This is a genomic window from Paraburkholderia sp. Clong3, from assembly GCF_050436485.1.
In the GTDB taxonomy this organism is placed as follows: domain Bacteria; phylum Pseudomonadota; class Gammaproteobacteria; order Burkholderiales; family Burkholderiaceae; genus Paraburkholderia; species Paraburkholderia tuberum.
The window spans coordinates 2,874,798-2,890,151 of sequence record NZ_JBNDMH010000003.1; the positions used below are offsets into that span (position 1 = coordinate 2,874,798).

A 15,354-nucleotide genomic window follows, 5' to 3' on the forward strand; every position below is an offset into this window, starting at 1 on the left:
CTGGAGGGTAAGGGTTGGTGTCGTCGCGCAGATCGTCGCGGCGACGGGCGACCGGCTCGAGCGCGTGGCACGCATCGTGCGCCTGAACGTGTTCATCGCGAGCACGCCGGCATTCAGTGCTCAAAGCACGGTTGCCAATGGCGCGTCGGACGTGATCGTGCAGATCTTCGGTGACGCCGGCCGTCACGCGCGCGCAGCGCGGTGGGTGTTGCGTCGCTGCCGGCAGGGGTCGCCGTCGAAGTCGAAGCGGTTGTCGCCTTGAAGAACGTCTGAATTCAACTCATACACTCGGAGCCGCCATGTCTTCTCCGCTGTCGCCCGCTGTCATCGACGCAATACGTGCCCGCACACCCGGTGTGCGCAGTACCACGCACTTCAATCATGCGGGCGCGTCGCTGCCGTCGGCCGCCACGCTCGAAGCGATTCACGCGCATCTGTTGCGCGAAGCCTCGATGGGACCCATGGAAGCGGGCGCGGCTGCCCGCGAACAGACCGAACGGGCGCGCACGCTCGCCGCGCGACTGCTGAACGCTCAGCCCGCCGAGATCGCGTTGACGACGGGCAACTCGCCGGGCTGGGGCGCTGCTTTCGCGGCATTGGGTCCGTGGCGCGAGGGGCAACGCATCCTCGTTGCGCGGCACGAATGGGGCGGCAATCTCGCGACGATGCGTCTTCTGGCGCAGCGCGCGGGCGCATCGATAGAGACGATTCCTTCCGATGAGAGCGGCAGGGTCGATCCTCGCGCGCTCGAAGCGCTGCTCGACGACCGGGTCCGACTGATTGCGCTGACGTGGCTGCCGGCCAATGGCGGACTGATCAATCCGGCCGCCGCGATTGGGCAGATAGCACGCCGTCACGGCATTCCGTATTTCATCGATGCGGCGCAAGCCGTCGGACAGCTTCCGATCGACGTCGTCGAAGTCGGCTGCGATGTGCTGGCCGGCGCGGGCCGCAAGGCACTGCGTGGACCGCGCGGCACCGGGCTGCTATATGTCCGGCGGGATTTTTTGCCCCGCTTGACGCCGGCCTTCGTCGACACGTATTCCGCGCCGCTCGACGCCAACGGCGACCCTGTACTGCGCGACGATGCCGTGCGTTTCGAATCGTCGGAAGCGTCGCTTGCACTGCATTGCGGATTGGCGAATGCATTGGACGAAGCGCTGGAAATCGGCATCGACAACATCCGCGCGCAGATCGATCGGACCGCGCAGACATTGCGCGAGCGGTTGGCCGCGATGGAGGGCGTGTGGGTGCTCGACCAGGGTGTCGAGCGATCCGGTCTGGTGTCGTTCAACGTCGCCGGACTCGATGCCTTGTCGGTGCGAGGCGCGTTGGCGGCACAGGGCATCACGATCGGCTCGAATGGCGTCGCGTACACGCCGTTCGATATGAACAGCAGAGGGCTGACACAGATCGCGCGCGCATCGGTCAGCTATCTGACCACCGACGCCGAAGTTGATAAATTACTGGCTGGGATACGGACGTTGACGCATTGAGCACTCGAGTCAAAGAGAACTTTGCGTCAGTCAAATGAATGGAAACGGCTCTTTCAACTCAATCGCGCGCACACGACCATGAACTCCGCCTCATCGCACCGCCTCGATTTATCAAAGTTTCCGCGCCATGCGCTTCTCGAAGGCCCGACGCCAATTCAGCACCTTGCGCGTCTGAGCGCTCGCCTCGGCGGGGCGGACATCTACGTCAAAAGAGAAGATCTGACGGGACTAGGTGGCGGCGGCAACAAGCTGCGCAAGCTCGAATTCCTGATTGGCGAAGCGCTCGCGCGCGGCGCGGACACCATCGTTACCGTCGGCGCGCGGCAATCGAATCATGCGCGCCTCACGGCGGCCGCGGCGGCTCGCGTCGGACTTCGATGCGAGCTGGTGCTGACGAGAACCGTGCCACGTTTCGACCACGACTACATGGAGAACGGCAACGTGCTGCTCGATGCGCTATTCGATGCACGCGTGCATGATCTTCCCGGCACGGCCAACGCATTGCAATTCGCCGAGGAACGCGCGAACGAGTTGCGAGCGCAGGGCCGTAACGTCTATGTGTGTCCGTTGGGCGGTTCGAGCCCGGTCGGTTGTCTCGGCTACGCGGACTGCGCAGCTGAAATCGTCGCGCAATCGCAAGCGCAAAACGTGGCCTTCGATCGCGTCGTGGTGCCGAATGGAAGCGGCGGCATGCATGCGGGGCTGGTCGCGGGTTTTGTTGCGCTGGGCCTGGATCCGTCGCGTGTTGCCGCATTCACGGTGTATGGGAATGCTGGCCACGCGCGCACGGTTACTTTGGATAAGGCGAATCAGACGGTCAGGCTGATCGATCCGGGCCTAAGCGTGAGTGATGACGCCATCTCGATCGACGAAGCGCAGCTCGGACCCGGCTATGGCATTCCAACCGATAACATGCGCGCGGCTGTTCGGCTGATGGCATCGACGGAAGGTCTGTTGCTCGATCCCGTGTATAGCGGCAAAGCATTTGCGGGTCTTGTGGAAAACGTGAGCAACGGGAAGTACAGTGCCGGACAGAAAATTCTATTCGTGATGAGCGGCGGGCTTCCGGGGCTATTTGCCTATCGGAACGAGTTCTGAGCGCAGAAGCGGAGACAACGCGATGGTCTGATACGGCCGCCGTTGCCTGAAGAAAGCGCGAAGCGCTTGAAGATTCGAATCGACGACTCGAAATGGTGCCCAGGGCGGGATTTGAACCCACACGCCTTTCGGCGCTACCCCCTCAAGATAGTGCGTCTACCAATTTCGCCACCTGGGCAGAGGGGCGCCATTGTATCAGCCTGATTATTTTTTTGAAGCCCCTCGCGTGATTTTGTTCTGCAGTTGCAATACCGGTCGAAAAACCGACGAGGCGTTCTCCCCGTATCGCTGCCCGGCGACCGATTCGAGCGCGGCCCGGCGCCTCGCAAGAGCTCGTAAGGTCTGACGCTCGTCGCCCGCTACTCGGGTGAATGCGACGAATGATGGGCCGCTATGCTCGTACGCTGATGCGCTGAAAGAGCGCCCTTCACGGCGAACATATCATGTCACCACGACGCACATCTTCTTCGCGAGTTCGGTATCGTCTTTTTCTCGCGTCGCTGCTGACGTCGATAACGCTGCTGCAGGGTTGCGCAACGACGGCGGAGAACCTTGCCGTAGGATTTGGTCTCGGCGCGGTCGGCACCGTGTCGGCGTTAGGCTGCCTGCTCGCCTGCGAGATGGCCAATCCGCACTGGTGAAAGGCTGCACGGCGCGCGACGAGCAGCTAGTATTCGAAGCTCGACATCGATGACTAACGAAAACGGAGCCCCTGTGGCACACCCGCCCTTCCACCTCTACACCGACGCCCAATTCGCCAGCCCCTACGCGATGTCCGTCTTCGTGACGCTTCGCGAGAAGCGCTTGCCGTTCGACCTTTCGACCGTCGATCTCGCGAACAAGGCGAATCACGCCACCGACTATGCGGCCCGCTCATTGACGCGGCGCGTGCCGACCCTGATACACGAAGACTTTGCGTTATCCGAGTCGTCGGCGATCACCGAGTACCTCGAAGAGACTTTTCCGGACACCCCGGTCTATCCTCAAGATCGGCGTCTGCGCGCGCGAGCGCGCCAGCTGCAGGCCTGGCTGCGCAGCGATCTGCTGCCGGTTCGCGAGGAGCGCTCCACCGAAGTCATTTTCTACGGATCGCGCGGCGGCCCGCTTTCCGCCAGCGCACAAGAAGCGGCACAAAAACTCTTCGCCGCCGCCGATGCATTGCTTCCGGCCAATTCGCCAAATCTGTTCGGCAAGTGGTGCATCGCCGATACGGACCTCGCATTGATGCTCAATCGCCTCGTGCTGAATGGCGATTCCGTTCCGCACAAGCTCAAGGAGTACGCCACGCAACAATGGCAACGCGCCAGCGTGCAGCAGTGGGTCCAACTGGAGCGTCCACCGCTATAAAGTCGACCGGCGCGGCTGTCGCCACGCCGAAAAGCCATCGATAGAAGTAACAAAGACCAGCAAAATAGCTGAATACGAAAGTCTTAAAAGATGCAGTAAACGCGAATATTACATTCGCGTTTTATCAGAGCTTCGCTGCTCCGCCATGGCCCGATTCCGCGCCCGCTCCCTTTGCCGCCTCGCGCGTACGATGCTGACAACGATCAGCACGATCGCAAGCAATGTCAATTCGATCATTGCGGGAATTCGGATGGGATCATGAAACATGGCGGGCCTCCGTCACATGATTTCATCATAGTACGCCGGGCAGGTCAGCCTGAAGTATTGCGCCGCACCATTGCAATCTTACCGCCGCCATTACACCGGCTTTTATTCCGCCGGCAAACGCCTCGAGTGACAAATTGAAAACATTCTGTCACGCAAAAACTTACAGGATTCAGATAGCCGTCCCTAAACAGTTTATTTGCGCTAGAGTACACGAGCGATCAGTTGGATCGTGAGCCGTCCCGACAATTCGAAGGCGTTATCTGTCACGCGTTTGCTTGCGTGTATTGAAGAAGCACCTGGACTCGTTGAAGACATCGCCCATGCCATATTTTCCTGTCGCCTACTGTGGTCCCGCGGCTGTCCCTGAAAGCTTGTGGCTGCGCTGGAATACGGATCCGCCATTGCTCGTCGCGCTCGCGGCGCTCGCATGGTTCGTGGCCAGCAACCGCTCGGCGAATGCACGGGCGGGATGGGGCGCCGTCGCATTGATGGCCCTCGTGTTCGTGTCGCCGCTCTGCGCGTTATCCTCGGCATTGTTCTCCGCACGCGTCACCCATCACATCATTCTGATCGCCGCCGTCGCGCCGCTGCTCGCACTCGCGTTTCCGCTGCCGCGCCTCGCGCATCCGCCGCTCGTGCCGGTAGTCGCCGCGCATGCGGTGATCATCTGGCTGTGGCATGCGCCGGGGCCGTATGCATGGGGACTGTCGACCGTACCCGGCTACTGGCTGATGCAGATCACTTTGCTTGGCAGTGCATGGCTCATGTGGCGCAGCATCTTCTCGCCGTCGCTGCCGACCGGCCCCGCGCTGATGGCGCTCGTCGCGACGATCGGCCATATGGGATTGCTCGGCGCGTTGATCGTGTTCGCGCCGGTGCCGCTCTACGTCGCGCACTTCGCGACCACCGCCGCGTGGGGGCTCACCCCGCTCGCCGACCAGCAACTCGCCGGACTGTTGATGTGGGTACTGGCGATGATCCCTTATCTCGCGGCAGGACTTTCGCTCGTCTGGTCAAGCCTGCGCGTCAGAGAGCCCGCGCTGTGACGACCCTGCTGAAGTTCATTCATCTGGCCGCGATCGCCGTCTGGTCGGGCGGTTTGATCGTGCTGCCGTATCTGTTCTGGCAGCGCCGCGGGCTCGCGGCGGGCACCGAACTCGACCGGCTGCACCGCATCACGCGTCTCGTGTTCGTGGAGTTGACCTCGCCCGCCGCTTTCGTCGCGATTGCGAGCGGCAGCGCGCTGATTTTTCTGCAGGCCACCTTCGTCGAATGGTTCACCGCGAAGATGGTGTTCGTCGGCATCATGGCGATGCTGCATGTGCTGGCCGGCCTCGTACTGCACGATCTGTATCTGCCCGACGGCAGCTTCAGCCGTGCCTCGGCGATCGCGCTGACCATCGCTTATCTGATCGTGATCGTCGCGATCATCTGGATCGTGCTGGCCAAGCCTCACATCGACTCGAACCTGCTGGCACCGCATCTGTTCGAGCCCGGCGGACTTGGCCGCTGGCTGCATCACTCCTTCGGCGAAACGAGAATTCCGACGCCATGATCGAACACGAGCTTGCCCCCATGCCAGCCGGCGAAGCCCGTCATCACCGAGCTGAGCACCGACAGCACGAGCCCATGCGGCAGGATCTCATCGGGGTAATAAAGGCGCACGCCCCAGTTCGCACCCGCGAGCGCGACGAGCGTCATCGCGGCGACGGCATGCGACCAGCTCGCTTCCTTCAGGCGGATACCGCGCACCAGCAGCAGCTCGGCGGTACCGACCACGCTCGCAGCCACGCCGCTCCAGAACGCGAAGCCGGCGGCCCACAAGCCGGCGCGAATCCAGAACGGGTCGCCCGTCCACCAGTAGATTACGTCGACGCCCAACGTCGCGACGACGAACGCGATCGGGAAATGCACCATCATCACGTGAATCGGATGACCGACGAGCGCCACCACCGACCCCTTGTCGAGCCGCAACAGCTCGAGCATCACTTCGCTTCGCGTCTCGTTTCCAGCATTGCCTTTGTTTGCCATGATGGTGTGTCCTCGCATCGGATGCCTGGTGGTGCAAACCATCATAGCTGCTTGCGCCTGGCCGTCCAAGCCGGATCGCTCGCCGCGTTGTCCGGCTGCACCGGGCCGCTCTCGACGCTCGAGCCATCGGGTCCGGCCGCCGCATCGATCGCCGGGCTGTGGTGGGTGATGCTGGCGGGCGCCGCGATCCTGTTCGCGATGGTGCTCGTACTGTTTCTGATGACGGTCTTCCGGCCCGGCTGGGGCTCGCACGTGTCGCCCGCGCGCTGGATCGTGCTCGGCGGTCTCGTGCTGCCGGCAGTGATCCTGATCCCGTTGATCTGCTACGCGCTGTACGCGGGCGAATTGCTGCTGCCGCTGCGCGCGCATGCGCCCGCGCGCATCGAGGCGATCGCGCAGCAATGGCGCTGGACCTTCCGCTATCCGGAACTCGGCAACGTCGAAACCGGGAACGTGCTGCATCTGCCAGCGGGTACGCCGGTCGATATCGTCGTGACCAGCATGGACGTCGTGCACGCGTTCTGGATTCCGCGCTTCGCGGGCAAGATCGACGCGGTCCCTGGCCACCACAACCTGCTGCGTATCCAGGCCGATCAGCCCGGCGAGTACGCCGGACAATGCAACCAGTTTTGCGGCATCGGTCATGCGGGGATGCACTTCACCGTGATCGTCGATCGTCCGGAAGATTTTCCGGCTGCTGTCAAAAACGCCGCCGCCAACGGGGAGGTGAAGAAATGAGTGTGCCCGTCGAGCCGCCATCACAGGGCATCACCGCGCTGCGGCTGCATCGCCAGCTTGCCGCGATCTGGGCCACCGGGCCAGGCGTGCAGAGACTTACCTCGGTCAACCATACCGTCCTCGGCTTGCGCATCATGATCACGTCTTTCGTGTTCTTCGCGATCGCGGGGATTCTCGGCATGCTCACGCGCGTGCAGCTTGCGACGCCGCATGCGGCCTTCATGGACGTGGAAACCTACAACCAGGTCTTCACGATGCATGGGTCGATGATGCTGTTCCTGTTTGCGATCCCGATGGTGGAAAGCTTCGCGGTCTACCTGGTGCCGAAGTTGATCGGCGCGCGCGACCTCGCGTTTCCACGGCTGACCGCGTACGGGTACTGGTGCTATCTGTTCGGCGGCACGATCCTGACCGTGTCGCTGATCCTGCACTCCGCGCCGGACGGCGGCTGGTTCATGTACACGCCGCTCAGCTCGAACGTGTACACGCCCGGACTGAACGCCGACGTGTGGCTGCTTGGCATCACGTTCGTGGAGATTTCAGCGCTTTCGCTCGCGGTGGAACTCACCGTCTCGATCCTCAAGATACGCGCGCCGGGCATGTCGATCGATCGCATGCCGATCTTCGCGTGGTACATCCTCGTCACCGCGATGATGATGATCGTCGCGTTTCCGCCGCTGATTCTCGCCTCGATGCTGCTCGAGGTGGAGCGCGCGTTCAACCTGCCGTTCTTCGATCCGACGCGCGGCGGCGATCCGCTGCTGTGGCAGCATCTGTTCTGGCTGTTCGGCCACCCGGACGTGTACATCATCTTCCTGCCGATGGCCGGCGTGCTGTCGACGATGATCCCCGTGTTCGCGCGCCGCAAGCTCGTCGGCTATCGCACGATCGTCGTCGCGATCATCGCGCTCGCGTTCCTGAGCTTCGGCATCTGGGTGCACCACATGTTTACGGTGGGCATTCCGCATCTGGCCCTCGCGTTCTTCTCGGCGGGCTCGGCGATCGTCGCGGTGCCCACCGCGATCCAGTTCTTCGCGTGGCTCGCCACGCTGTCGCACGGCCGCCCGCGCTGGGACGTGCCGATGCTGTACATCTTCGGCTTCTTCTTCGTGTTCACGTGCGGCGGGCTGACCGGCGTGATGCTCGCGATCGTGCCGTTCGACTGGCAGGCGCACGACACCTACTTCGTCGTCGCGCACCTGCACTACGTGGTGGCCCGGCGCGCTCGCGTTTCCGATGCTCGCGGCGTTCTATTACTGGCTGCCGCTGCTGACCGGGCGCACCGCCGTGCATAACCTTTCGGTGCCGGCGTTCTGGCTCGTGTTCATCGGCTTCAACATGACGTTCTTCCTGATGCACCTGACCGGCCTGCTAGGCATGCCGCGGCGCGTCTTCACCTATAGCGGCGACGAAGGCTGGAACTGGCTCAATCTGCTGTCGTCGGTGGGCAGCTTCGTGATGACGATCGGCTTCGCGCTCGTCGTGATCGACATCGTCGCGCAGCTGCGTTTCGGCCAGCGCGTGCGACGCAATCCGTGGGACTCGACCACGCTCGAATGGGCGATGCCGATTCCGCCCGCGCCGTACGCATTCGCGTCGATCCCGCACATGGACGCCGAAACCGAAAAGGTGCCCCCGGGCAAGCTAGCGACCTCTCTAGCGCGCGGCGAGGGTTACCTCGGTTTCACGCGCAACGGCTGGCAGGAGACGCTAGGCGTGCATATGACATCGGGCGAGCCCGAACAGCTGATCGTGCTGCCGAACTCGACGTATCTGCCGCTCGTCACCGCGCTCATGACCGCCGCCGCGGTGCTCGCGATGCTGTTCAAGTTCTATCTGCTGTCGGTCGCATTCGCATTCGTGACGTTTGGCCTCTTCATCTACGCGGGCCAGAGCGCGGGGCACGCGCGCGACTATGGCGCGCTGCCGGTCGGCCGAGGCGTCAGCGTGCCGCCACATACCGAGGTCGCCGGTTCGCCGTCATGGCTTTCGATGATCTGCGCGCTGGTCGCGAACGGCACGCTGTTCACCTCGCTGATCTTCGGCACGTTCTATCTGTGGATTGCCGCGCCGAACTGGCCGGCAGCCGTGACGCCGCATCCGAACCGCGGGCTCGCGCTGGTCGCGGCCGTCGCGCTCGCGGTGGCCGCGGCCGCCACGCGTGGCTCGTTGCGCGCGGCCGCCGCCGAGCGCAAACCGCACGGCACGATCGGGCTGAGCGCGATCGCGCTGATCGTCGCGCTCATCGCCTGCGTAATGCTGATCAACGGTGTGACACCGAATCCGCGCGAACATGCGCTCGGCGCGACGGCCGCGGCGCTGCTCACGTACATCGCAATTCACGCGGGCGTCGGGTTGTTGTTCCTCGTCAGCAACGTGCTGCGCGTCGGCGCTGGCTTCGTTTCCGCGCGACGCCTGACCGATCTGCGTCTTACCCGCCTGTGGGTCGATTACACGCTGGCGACGGGCATCATCGCGCTTGGACTCGTGCTCGCGCTGCCGAGCCTCGTCGCCGTGCTGGGAGCCAGACCATGAATGCGCGTCCGCTTTCGCCGCGGCGGTTGTGGTGGCTCGCCGTCGGCTTCACGATCTGGTGTCTCGCGTTCGTGATCCTGTATGCGCTGCACGCGATCGGCTGCGCGTTCGCGTGGCCCACCGGCCCGCTGCGCGCGAGTCTCGCGATCATTCTGCTGCTGCATCTGATCGCGATCGGCTGGCTATGGCGCTATCGCGCCGCGACCCGCGACCCTGGTCCCGAACGCATCAGCTCGTTCATGCATACCGTCGTCGTCTGGACCCTGATCGCGGCGCTGGTCGCGACCGTGATCACGTTCGGGCCCGCGCTGCTGCTCACCACCTGCGTCTGAACGCGGACTGAGCGCGAGCGGGACCGCCGCACCCGGCATGGAGAAGCACCGATGCAGTTTCGAGATCTCGTGCACAAGGCCGTCTGGTCGGTCATCTATCTACTGTTCATTCTCGCACCGCTGTTTGCGCTGCTGACCGGTACGCTCCCGCCCGCGCGCAACTTCGGCACCGAATTCTCGGTGGCGCTCGGCTATTCCGGACTCGCGATGATGGGCCTGCAATTCGGCCTCACCGCGCGCTTTCGTCACGTGACCGAGCCGTGGGGCGAGGACGTTATCTATCATTTCCATCGACGCGTGTCGCTGCTCGCGGTCAGCCTGGTCGTCGTGCATCCGCTGATCCTGTTCGCGATCCGCTCGGACAAGGTCGCGATGCCCGACTCGCTGCTCGAGGTACCGTGGGGTGCGTGGTTCGCGTTCCTGTCGATCGGCTCGGTGATCGTGCTGGTGATCACCGCGTTATGGCGCAAGCAATTGAAGATTCGTTACGAGCTGTGGCATCTGTCGCATATCGGGCTCGCGCTCGTCGCGATCTTCGGCGGCGTGCTGCATATGATCGGCTGGGGCTTCTACCTGACCGATCCGTTCAAGCGCACGCTGTGGATCTGCATGACAGCATTCTGGGTAGCGCTGCTGCTGTACGTGCGTCTGTTCAAGCCGCTCTTCATGATCAGACGTCCGTACCGGATCGCGGAAGTGCGCGCCGAACGCGGCGACACGACGACGCTCGTGATGCAGCCCGACGGCCACGCTGGCTTTCGCTTCAAGCCCGGCCAGTTCGGCTGGCTCAACGTGTGGGGCAGCCCGTTCAGGATCACCGGACATCCTTTTTCGTTCTCGTCGAGTGCCGAGGCCGCGAACGGCCGCGTCGAAATGACGATCCGCAATCTCGGCGATTTCACGAGCCAGGTGAAGACGATCGAAACAGGTCGGCGTGTGTATCTGGACGGACCGTATGGCGCGTTCACGATCGGGCATCCGACCGACATGCACGTGCTGATCGCGGGCGGTATCGGCATCACGCCGATGATGAGCATGATCCGCACGCTCGCCGATCGCGGCGACCAACGTCCGCTCGTGCTACTGTACAGCGGCAAGACTTGGGACTCGCTGACTTTCCGCGAGGAGCTCGATGCGCTGAAAGCGCGGCTCGATCTGCGCATCGTCTATGTGCTGTCGGACCCGCCCGAAGGCTGGAGCGGGGAAGTCGGGCGCATCGACGCCGCGATGTTCCGGCGACATCTACCGCCCGAGTTCGCCGATCACGAGTATTTCATCTGCGGCCCGGACTCCATGATGGATGCGATCGAAACGGCGCTCGGCGAAATGAAAGTGCCGCGCATCCGCTACCATTCCGAACGCTACAGTTTCGTCTAGGAGACTTGCGATGCGCCGACTGTTGGCCAACCGTCTCGTCGTTGCCACCGGCGTGATCGTCGTGGCGTTGTCGCTTCTATTCGCGTATCTGCGGGTCGGTTCGCTGCATTAGGGCCCGGTTACGCCAAAGACGGGCTCGCGGCGCGCTTTTCCTCATGCTCGAAGGTTGAATCGATATGCCCTACTTTTTTGGAATTGGTCTTCACGTTTTCATCGCGATCTTTTTCGCCGTCCACGCGATGCGCAATAACCAGGGCATCTACTGGCTATTCATTCTGTTTGCTTTTCCGCTGCTCGGCAGCGTCGTGTACTTCTTCGCGATCTATCTGCCGGATCTGCGCCACTCGCGTGGCGCGCGGGTGGCCACGCAGGCGATCACGCAATTCGTCGATCCGAATCGCGCGCTGCGTGAAGCGCGCGCCGATTTCGACCGCGCGCCGACCGTGCAGCATCGGATGCGGCTCGGCGAGGCCTTGCTCGCGGCCGGCAATCCGCGCGAAGCGCTCGAACATTTCCAGACCGCGGCGAACGGCCCATTTGCAAACGATCCTGCGCTGCTGCTCGGTCTCGCGCGCTCGCAGTTCGCGCTCGGCGACTACACGGCCGCGGATGCGACGTTGGCGGATCTGTTCTCGGTCAATCCGCGGGCACGCAACCAGGGCGAGCCGGCGCTGCTGAACGCGCGCACGCTGGCCGCGCGGAATGCGCCGGGCGCACGCGCGGCATTCGAACAGGCGCTGACCTGCGCGACCGACGTCGCGCCGCGCTGCCTGTTCGCCGACTGGCTCGCCGCGCAACCGGAAGATGCGGACCGCCGCCGCGCCGGCGCGCTCTATGCGGAAATCGTGCAGGACGCCAAACATTGGCCGCGCCACGCGCGCGAGCATAATCGCGAGTGGCTGCAACGGGCGCAGGCCGCGTTGGCGGCCGGCGCGGCTCGAACGTGAGCAAGCCGAGGAGAACTTCGATGCGACGCACGACCCGGTCTTTTGCTTCGGCGCCGTACGCGGCGATTGCGGCGATGGCTTTCGGTGCCGCCGGCGCTTCGACTTCCGCGCAGGCCGCTGGCATCGAGAAACCGTTCGAATGGCCCGCGTCGTTCGTCGTGCTCGGCGATGGCTATCCGCACTCGGGCGATGCATGCCGGCGGCTCGGCGAGTCGGCCGCGACCGTGAACTATCTCGACCATATGGCGATGCTGGTCGGCTGTCCGGGCTCGCGCGACGGCGCCGCCGTGCGCGCGATCGCCAGGCATCAGCGGCACGCGCGCGTGGTCGGCGAAGCGGATGGCGTAACGCTGATTTCGATTTCGACTGAAAGCGCTCAGGCCGGCTCGCATAACGGCCACGGGCCCGTGAAGGAATCGCCTATCAGCGCGAGCGGCACTTTGCCGTGCGAGCGTGGCAACGGACAGACCAAAACGATGTGCAAGTTCGGCGTCGTGCATCACAGCGATCGATCGACTACGGTCGTGGTCTACTGGCCCGATGGCGCCACACGGGCGATTTTCTTCGGCGTCGACGGCCGGGTAGTCGGCACGGCCGCGTCCGCGAGCGATCGGCCGATGCCCGGCGACACGCTGACGCGCAAGCATGCCGGCATCAATCTGATTTCAGTTGGCAATGAGCGCTACGAAGTCGAGGACACGGTTCTGTCCGGCGGTTGAATTGCGTTGAAGCACATCGGCGCAAGCCATCCGCGGTCGAACGCCTGATTCAACGCGCGCCGCGTTCATTTCTATCCCCTTCGCTTCACACCCTCGCGCAGACCGGCATGCAGCATGCCGCGCTGCACAAAATATTAGTAATAATCCAACCAAGACTCTAGCTTATGCGGAAGGCGCATGCCGCGAGCAGTTCGGATTCTTTCATTTTCATTCAGTTCGCATGGGGATTACCCCATGCCGTCAAATCAATATTATTGACTAATATTATTACCTGCCGGACGTTCGGCGCCGGCCTGCCGGCTGTCTCGATTCTTTATCCAGATCAACTAAGTGTTTTCAACCGATCAGCGGTTCAACAGGAGGGGTCATGATGTCCAGAAGAATGGGATTAGTGGCGGTCTGGCTGGCGATGGCCGTCGGACTCGCCGCATGCAATGGCGACAATAGCGGCGCGTCGACATCGCCGGTGGCGAACGCGGCCACCTCGAACGCGGCGCCGATCAGCAATGCATCGCAATCGAATTCGAATGCATCGGCGGACAACAACGCGACGACGGCTATTCCACTGCCCTGCGACGTTGCCGCCACGGCCAACACGCCCTGCTCCGCCGCGCACAGCGTGACCCGACTGCTGACGAAGAACTACACGGGCCCGCTGTTCCAGATTCAACGCGCGTCCGACAACACGACCCTCGACGTCTATCCGTACACCAACAGCACGCTGAAGGGCGGCGACCGCTCGCTGGTCGGCTCGGCGAATGTGCAGAGCACGCAATCCTTCTGTAACAACACCACCTGCTCGGTCACCTACATCTACGATCAGATCGATCTGGTCGCGCCGCTGAAAAACGGCGCGTTCGGTAATGTCCCCGCGACGCTGACGCTGAACCAGGACGGCACGGAATCGCTCACCGTACAGAACGGCAGCACAACGACCACCGTACCGGTCCTCAACGGCTTCGCGACCATCACACTGCCCGGCACCTCCGGCGCCTTGACCGTTCAGTTGGCGCAACCGCCGACCGCCTTGACCGCGCAGGCGCCGACGCAGCAACTGACGATCGGCAACGACTTGCCCGCGCTTACCGGCACGCCGGCCAAACTCGCTCTCGTTACGACGAACGGCGTGCAGATTCCTGCTCTCGGCACCTTGGCCGGCCAGGCCTATCGCAAACGTTTCGGCACGGTGAACCAGTCGATCGGCGATAGCGAAATCGCCGAGTACATGGTGGCCGGCGCGCACTACAGCCAGTCGTCGACCTGCTGCGGCACCTACGGCAACATGGAGAACAGCGCGAATCCGAGCACCTATTCTCACGGCGAAGTGGAAGGCGAAATGTTCGCACTCGCGTTCTCGAACGGCAACGCGGCCGTGTTCGGCTATTGCGACGGCGACTCGATCCAGCCGTCCAACGTGAAGGACCCGGTGTGCAATGCGCTCGATACCAACTGGCCGGGCGTCGATGCCGAAGCCGGCGTCTATCTGTATGGTCCGCAGCAGCCGGCGAAGGAGAAGTTCGTGACGGTGCTGTCGAAGTATTCGCCGGTCACCGCGTCGAATCTGTTCGCGGTCAAAGGCGGCTCCGCTTCCCAAAGCGTGTTGACGTCGCTATACGATCAGACGCCGCCTGAAGCGCTAAACTTCGGCAACGACGCCGGTCACGCATTCAACGGCCAATGGCAAGGCGGTCTGTCGCTCGGCGAAGGCGGCGACGGCAGCGCCGCGCCGATCCAGTTCTTCGAAGGCGCGATCATCACGAAGGCGACGTCCGATACGACCGACAACGCGATCCAGGCGAGCATCGCAAGCTTCTACGGGCCGCCGACCAACGCGGCCGCGTCGGCCTGTTACGCGAACAACCTCATCAACTCGCCGCTCAGTCTCGCGACGCCGGATGCGTGGTTCCAGTCGAGCGGCGGCACCGCCGTGCCCGCCACCGACATCTCCGGCGTCGATCGCGGCGCCGCGACGGTCACGAGCACGAACGGTTCGGCCGTGTCGAACATTCACGAAGTGATCCGTGTGCAGGGCGGCCAGTCGTACACGTTCACCGACTACGTGCTCGCCACCACCAACGCGACGGTGTTCCCCGGCGGCTCGATCCAGACCGACGACCCGAGCGGCACCGAGTTCGGCTGGGTGCTGAACACCAACACCGGCGCGATCGTGCGCGGCACGTGGGGCGCGGGGCAAGCGACGGCGCTGAGCGCGGTGAAATCCGGCAACTGGTGGAAAGTGACGATGACGCTGACGGCACCGGCGGGATCGAACAACGCGCAGGTATTCATCGATCCGCCGACGTCGAGCAGCGCAGGCGTGCGCTCGCAGCAGGCCGCGTATCTGAGCGCGACGCACTACTGCCCGAGCCTCGCGATCCTGAGCGGCGCGAAGTCGTAAGCACGGTCAGCGCGACGCAGTCATCGATGATTCGTTGACGCGTCGCGCAATCGAATGCACACTCGCTCA

General features: G+C 63.4%; 16 protein-coding genes, 1 tRNA gene and 1 pseudogene. 15 read left to right on the forward strand and 3 right to left on the reverse strand.

All coding sequences use genetic code 11. The features are described from left to right. Positions 1 to 13 precede the first annotated feature (13 nt). The 3 genes and pseudogenes from OKW30_RS36590 to OKW30_RS36600 all read left to right on the forward strand — a co-directional run. A pseudogene (locus OKW30_RS36590) lies at positions 14 to 273 on the forward strand (RidA family protein); the annotation flags it as partial. Between the two features lie 26 nt (positions 274 to 299). Beyond that, complete coding sequence (locus OKW30_RS36595) at positions 300 to 1,496, forward strand: aminotransferase class V-fold PLP-dependent enzyme (RefSeq protein ID WP_184072752.1); 1,197 nt, start codon at positions 300 to 302, stop codon at positions 1,494 to 1,496. Between the two features lie 78 nt (positions 1,497 to 1,574). After that, the gene (locus tag OKW30_RS36600) at positions 1,575 to 2,594 is read left to right on the forward strand and encodes a D-cysteine desulfhydrase family protein (protein WP_184072750.1); all 1,020 of its coding nucleotides are present in this window, start codon (positions 1,575 to 1,577) and stop codon (positions 2,592 to 2,594) included. 93 nt (positions 2,595 to 2,687) lie between these two features. On the opposite strand, the gene OKW30_RS36605 is transcribed toward OKW30_RS36600, so the two are convergent. Then, positions 2,688 to 2,772 (reverse strand) — tRNA-Leu (locus OKW30_RS36605). Positions 2,773 to 3,037: 265 nt separating this feature from the next. On the opposite strand from OKW30_RS36605, the gene OKW30_RS36610 reads away from it, so the two are divergent. The 4 genes from OKW30_RS36610 (at position 3,038) to OKW30_RS36625 (ending at position 5,763) form a co-directional block, all read left to right on the forward strand. After that, positions 3,038 to 3,235, forward strand: coding sequence for a hypothetical protein (locus tag OKW30_RS36610; RefSeq protein WP_184072748.1), 198 nt, complete (start codon positions 3,038 to 3,040; stop codon positions 3,233 to 3,235). Between the two features lie 49 nt (positions 3,236 to 3,284). Beyond that, a complete protein-coding gene (gene yfcF, locus OKW30_RS36615) occupies positions 3,285 to 3,941 on the forward strand; it encodes a glutathione transferase (protein ID WP_429349031.1) in 657 nt (218 codons plus the stop codon). Between the two features lie 587 nt (positions 3,942 to 4,528). Continuing rightward, positions 4,529 to 5,254 (forward strand): cytochrome c oxidase assembly protein, encoded by a 726-nt coding sequence (locus OKW30_RS36620; protein WP_260330684.1) that lies wholly within the window; start codon positions 4,529 to 4,531, stop codon positions 5,252 to 5,254. Beyond that, the gene (locus OKW30_RS36625) at positions 5,251 to 5,763 is read left to right on the forward strand and encodes a CopD family protein (RefSeq protein ID WP_184072744.1); all 513 of its coding nucleotides are present in this window, start codon (positions 5,251 to 5,253) and stop codon (positions 5,761 to 5,763) included. The genes OKW30_RS36620 and OKW30_RS36625 overlap by 4 nt, the downstream gene beginning before the upstream one ends. On the opposite strand, the gene OKW30_RS36630 is transcribed toward OKW30_RS36625, so the two are convergent. Next, positions 5,727 to 6,239 carry a DUF2231 domain-containing protein gene (locus tag OKW30_RS36630; RefSeq protein WP_184040085.1) on the reverse strand — a complete coding sequence of 171 codons (513 nt, stop codon included), beginning with the start codon at positions 6,237 to 6,239 and terminating at the stop codon, positions 5,727 to 5,729. The genes OKW30_RS36625 and OKW30_RS36630 overlap by 37 nt on opposite strands. Before the next feature lie 51 nt (positions 6,240 to 6,290). Here OKW30_RS36630 and coxB point away from each other — a divergent pair, with 51 nt between their 5' ends. The 7 genes from coxB to OKW30_RS36665 all read left to right on the forward strand — a co-directional run bounded on the left by coxB (position 6,291) and on the right by OKW30_RS36665 (position 12,887). After that, positions 6,291 to 6,977 carry a cytochrome c oxidase subunit II gene (gene coxB / locus OKW30_RS36635; protein WP_184072742.1) on the forward strand — a complete coding sequence of 229 codons (687 nt, stop codon included), beginning with the start codon at positions 6,291 to 6,293 and terminating at the stop codon, positions 6,975 to 6,977. Then, on the forward strand, positions 6,974 to 8,272 hold the full coding sequence (locus tag OKW30_RS36640) for a cbb3-type cytochrome c oxidase subunit I (RefSeq protein WP_429349032.1): 1,299 nt from the start codon (positions 6,974 to 6,976) through the stop codon (positions 8,270 to 8,272). Before coxB ends, OKW30_RS36640 begins: the two co-directional genes overlap by 4 nt. Then, on the forward strand, positions 8,214 to 9,512 hold the full coding sequence (locus OKW30_RS36645) for a cbb3-type cytochrome c oxidase subunit I (protein ID WP_429349033.1): 1,299 nt from the start codon (positions 8,214 to 8,216) through the stop codon (positions 9,510 to 9,512). Before OKW30_RS36640 ends, OKW30_RS36645 begins: the two co-directional genes overlap by 59 nt. After that, positions 9,509 to 9,844 carry a hypothetical protein gene (locus OKW30_RS36650; protein WP_018423781.1) on the forward strand — a complete coding sequence of 112 codons (336 nt, stop codon included), beginning with the start codon at positions 9,509 to 9,511 and terminating at the stop codon, positions 9,842 to 9,844. Before OKW30_RS36645 ends, OKW30_RS36650 begins: the two co-directional genes overlap by 4 nt. Positions 9,845 to 9,895: 51 nt before the next feature. Further along, positions 9,896 to 11,221 carry a ferredoxin reductase family protein gene (locus OKW30_RS36655; protein WP_184072736.1) on the forward strand — a complete coding sequence of 442 codons (1,326 nt, stop codon included), beginning with the start codon at positions 9,896 to 9,898 and terminating at the stop codon, positions 11,219 to 11,221. Between the two features lie 176 nt (positions 11,222 to 11,397). Beyond that, positions 11,398 to 12,168: a tetratricopeptide repeat protein gene (locus OKW30_RS36660; RefSeq protein ID WP_429349034.1), complete on the forward strand. Its 771-nt coding sequence runs from the start codon at positions 11,398 to 11,400 to the stop codon at positions 12,166 to 12,168. Positions 12,169 to 12,188: 20 nt separating this feature from the next. Next, positions 12,189 to 12,887 (forward strand): hypothetical protein, encoded by a 699-nt coding sequence (locus OKW30_RS36665; RefSeq protein ID WP_429349035.1) that lies wholly within the window; start codon positions 12,189 to 12,191, stop codon positions 12,885 to 12,887. Positions 12,888 to 13,223: 336 nt separating this feature from the next. Here the strand turns inward: OKW30_RS36665 and OKW30_RS36670 are convergent, their stop codons facing one another. Continuing rightward, on the reverse strand, positions 13,224 to 13,481 hold the full coding sequence (locus OKW30_RS36670; protein WP_429349036.1) for a hypothetical protein: 258 nt from the start codon (positions 13,479 to 13,481) through the stop codon (positions 13,224 to 13,226). Between the two features lie 25 nt (positions 13,482 to 13,506). Between OKW30_RS36670 and OKW30_RS36675 the strand changes: the two genes are divergently transcribed. After that, entirely contained in the window at positions 13,507 to 15,285 is a 1,779-nt protein-coding gene (locus OKW30_RS36675) for an arabinofuranosidase catalytic domain-containing protein (protein ID WP_316251790.1), read from the forward strand. Positions 15,286 to 15,354 lie beyond the last annotated feature (69 nt).

Bases quoted from the DNA above. Each gene is read 5' to 3' on its own strand.
- OKW30_RS36645 (WP_429349033.1), top strand. From the start codon at position 8,214: ATGCTCGCGGCGTTCTATTACTGGCTGCCGCTGCTGACCGGGCGCACC.
- OKW30_RS36665 (WP_429349035.1), top strand. From the start codon at position 12,189: ATGCGACGCACGACCCGGTCTTTTGCTTCGGCGCCGTACGCGGCGATT.
- OKW30_RS36660 (WP_429349034.1), top strand. From the start codon at position 11,398: ATGCCCTACTTTTTTGGAATTGGTCTTCACGTTTTCATCGCGATCTTT.
- OKW30_RS36650 (WP_018423781.1), top strand. From the start codon at position 9,509: ATGAATGCGCGTCCGCTTTCGCCGCGGCGGTTGTGGTGGCTCGCCGTC.
- yfcF (WP_429349031.1), top strand. From the start codon at position 3,285: ATGACTAACGAAAACGGAGCCCCTGTGGCACACCCGCCCTTCCACCTC.
- OKW30_RS36620 (WP_260330684.1), top strand. From the start codon at position 4,529: ATGCCATATTTTCCTGTCGCCTACTGTGGTCCCGCGGCTGTCCCTGAA.
- OKW30_RS36655 (WP_184072736.1), top strand. From the start codon at position 9,896: ATGCAGTTTCGAGATCTCGTGCACAAGGCCGTCTGGTCGGTCATCTAT.
- OKW30_RS36610 (WP_184072748.1), top strand. From the start codon at position 3,038: ATGTCACCACGACGCACATCTTCTTCGCGAGTTCGGTATCGTCTTTTT.
- OKW30_RS36600 (WP_184072750.1), top strand. From the start codon at position 1,575: ATGAACTCCGCCTCATCGCACCGCCTCGATTTATCAAAGTTTCCGCGC.
- OKW30_RS36630 (WP_184040085.1), bottom strand. From the start codon at position 6,239: ATGGCAAACAAAGGCAATGCTGGAAACGAGACGCGAAGCGAAGTGATG.
- OKW30_RS36595 (WP_184072752.1), top strand. From the start codon at position 300: ATGTCTTCTCCGCTGTCGCCCGCTGTCATCGACGCAATACGTGCCCGC.
- OKW30_RS36640 (WP_429349032.1), top strand. From the start codon at position 6,974: ATGAGTGTGCCCGTCGAGCCGCCATCACAGGGCATCACCGCGCTGCGG.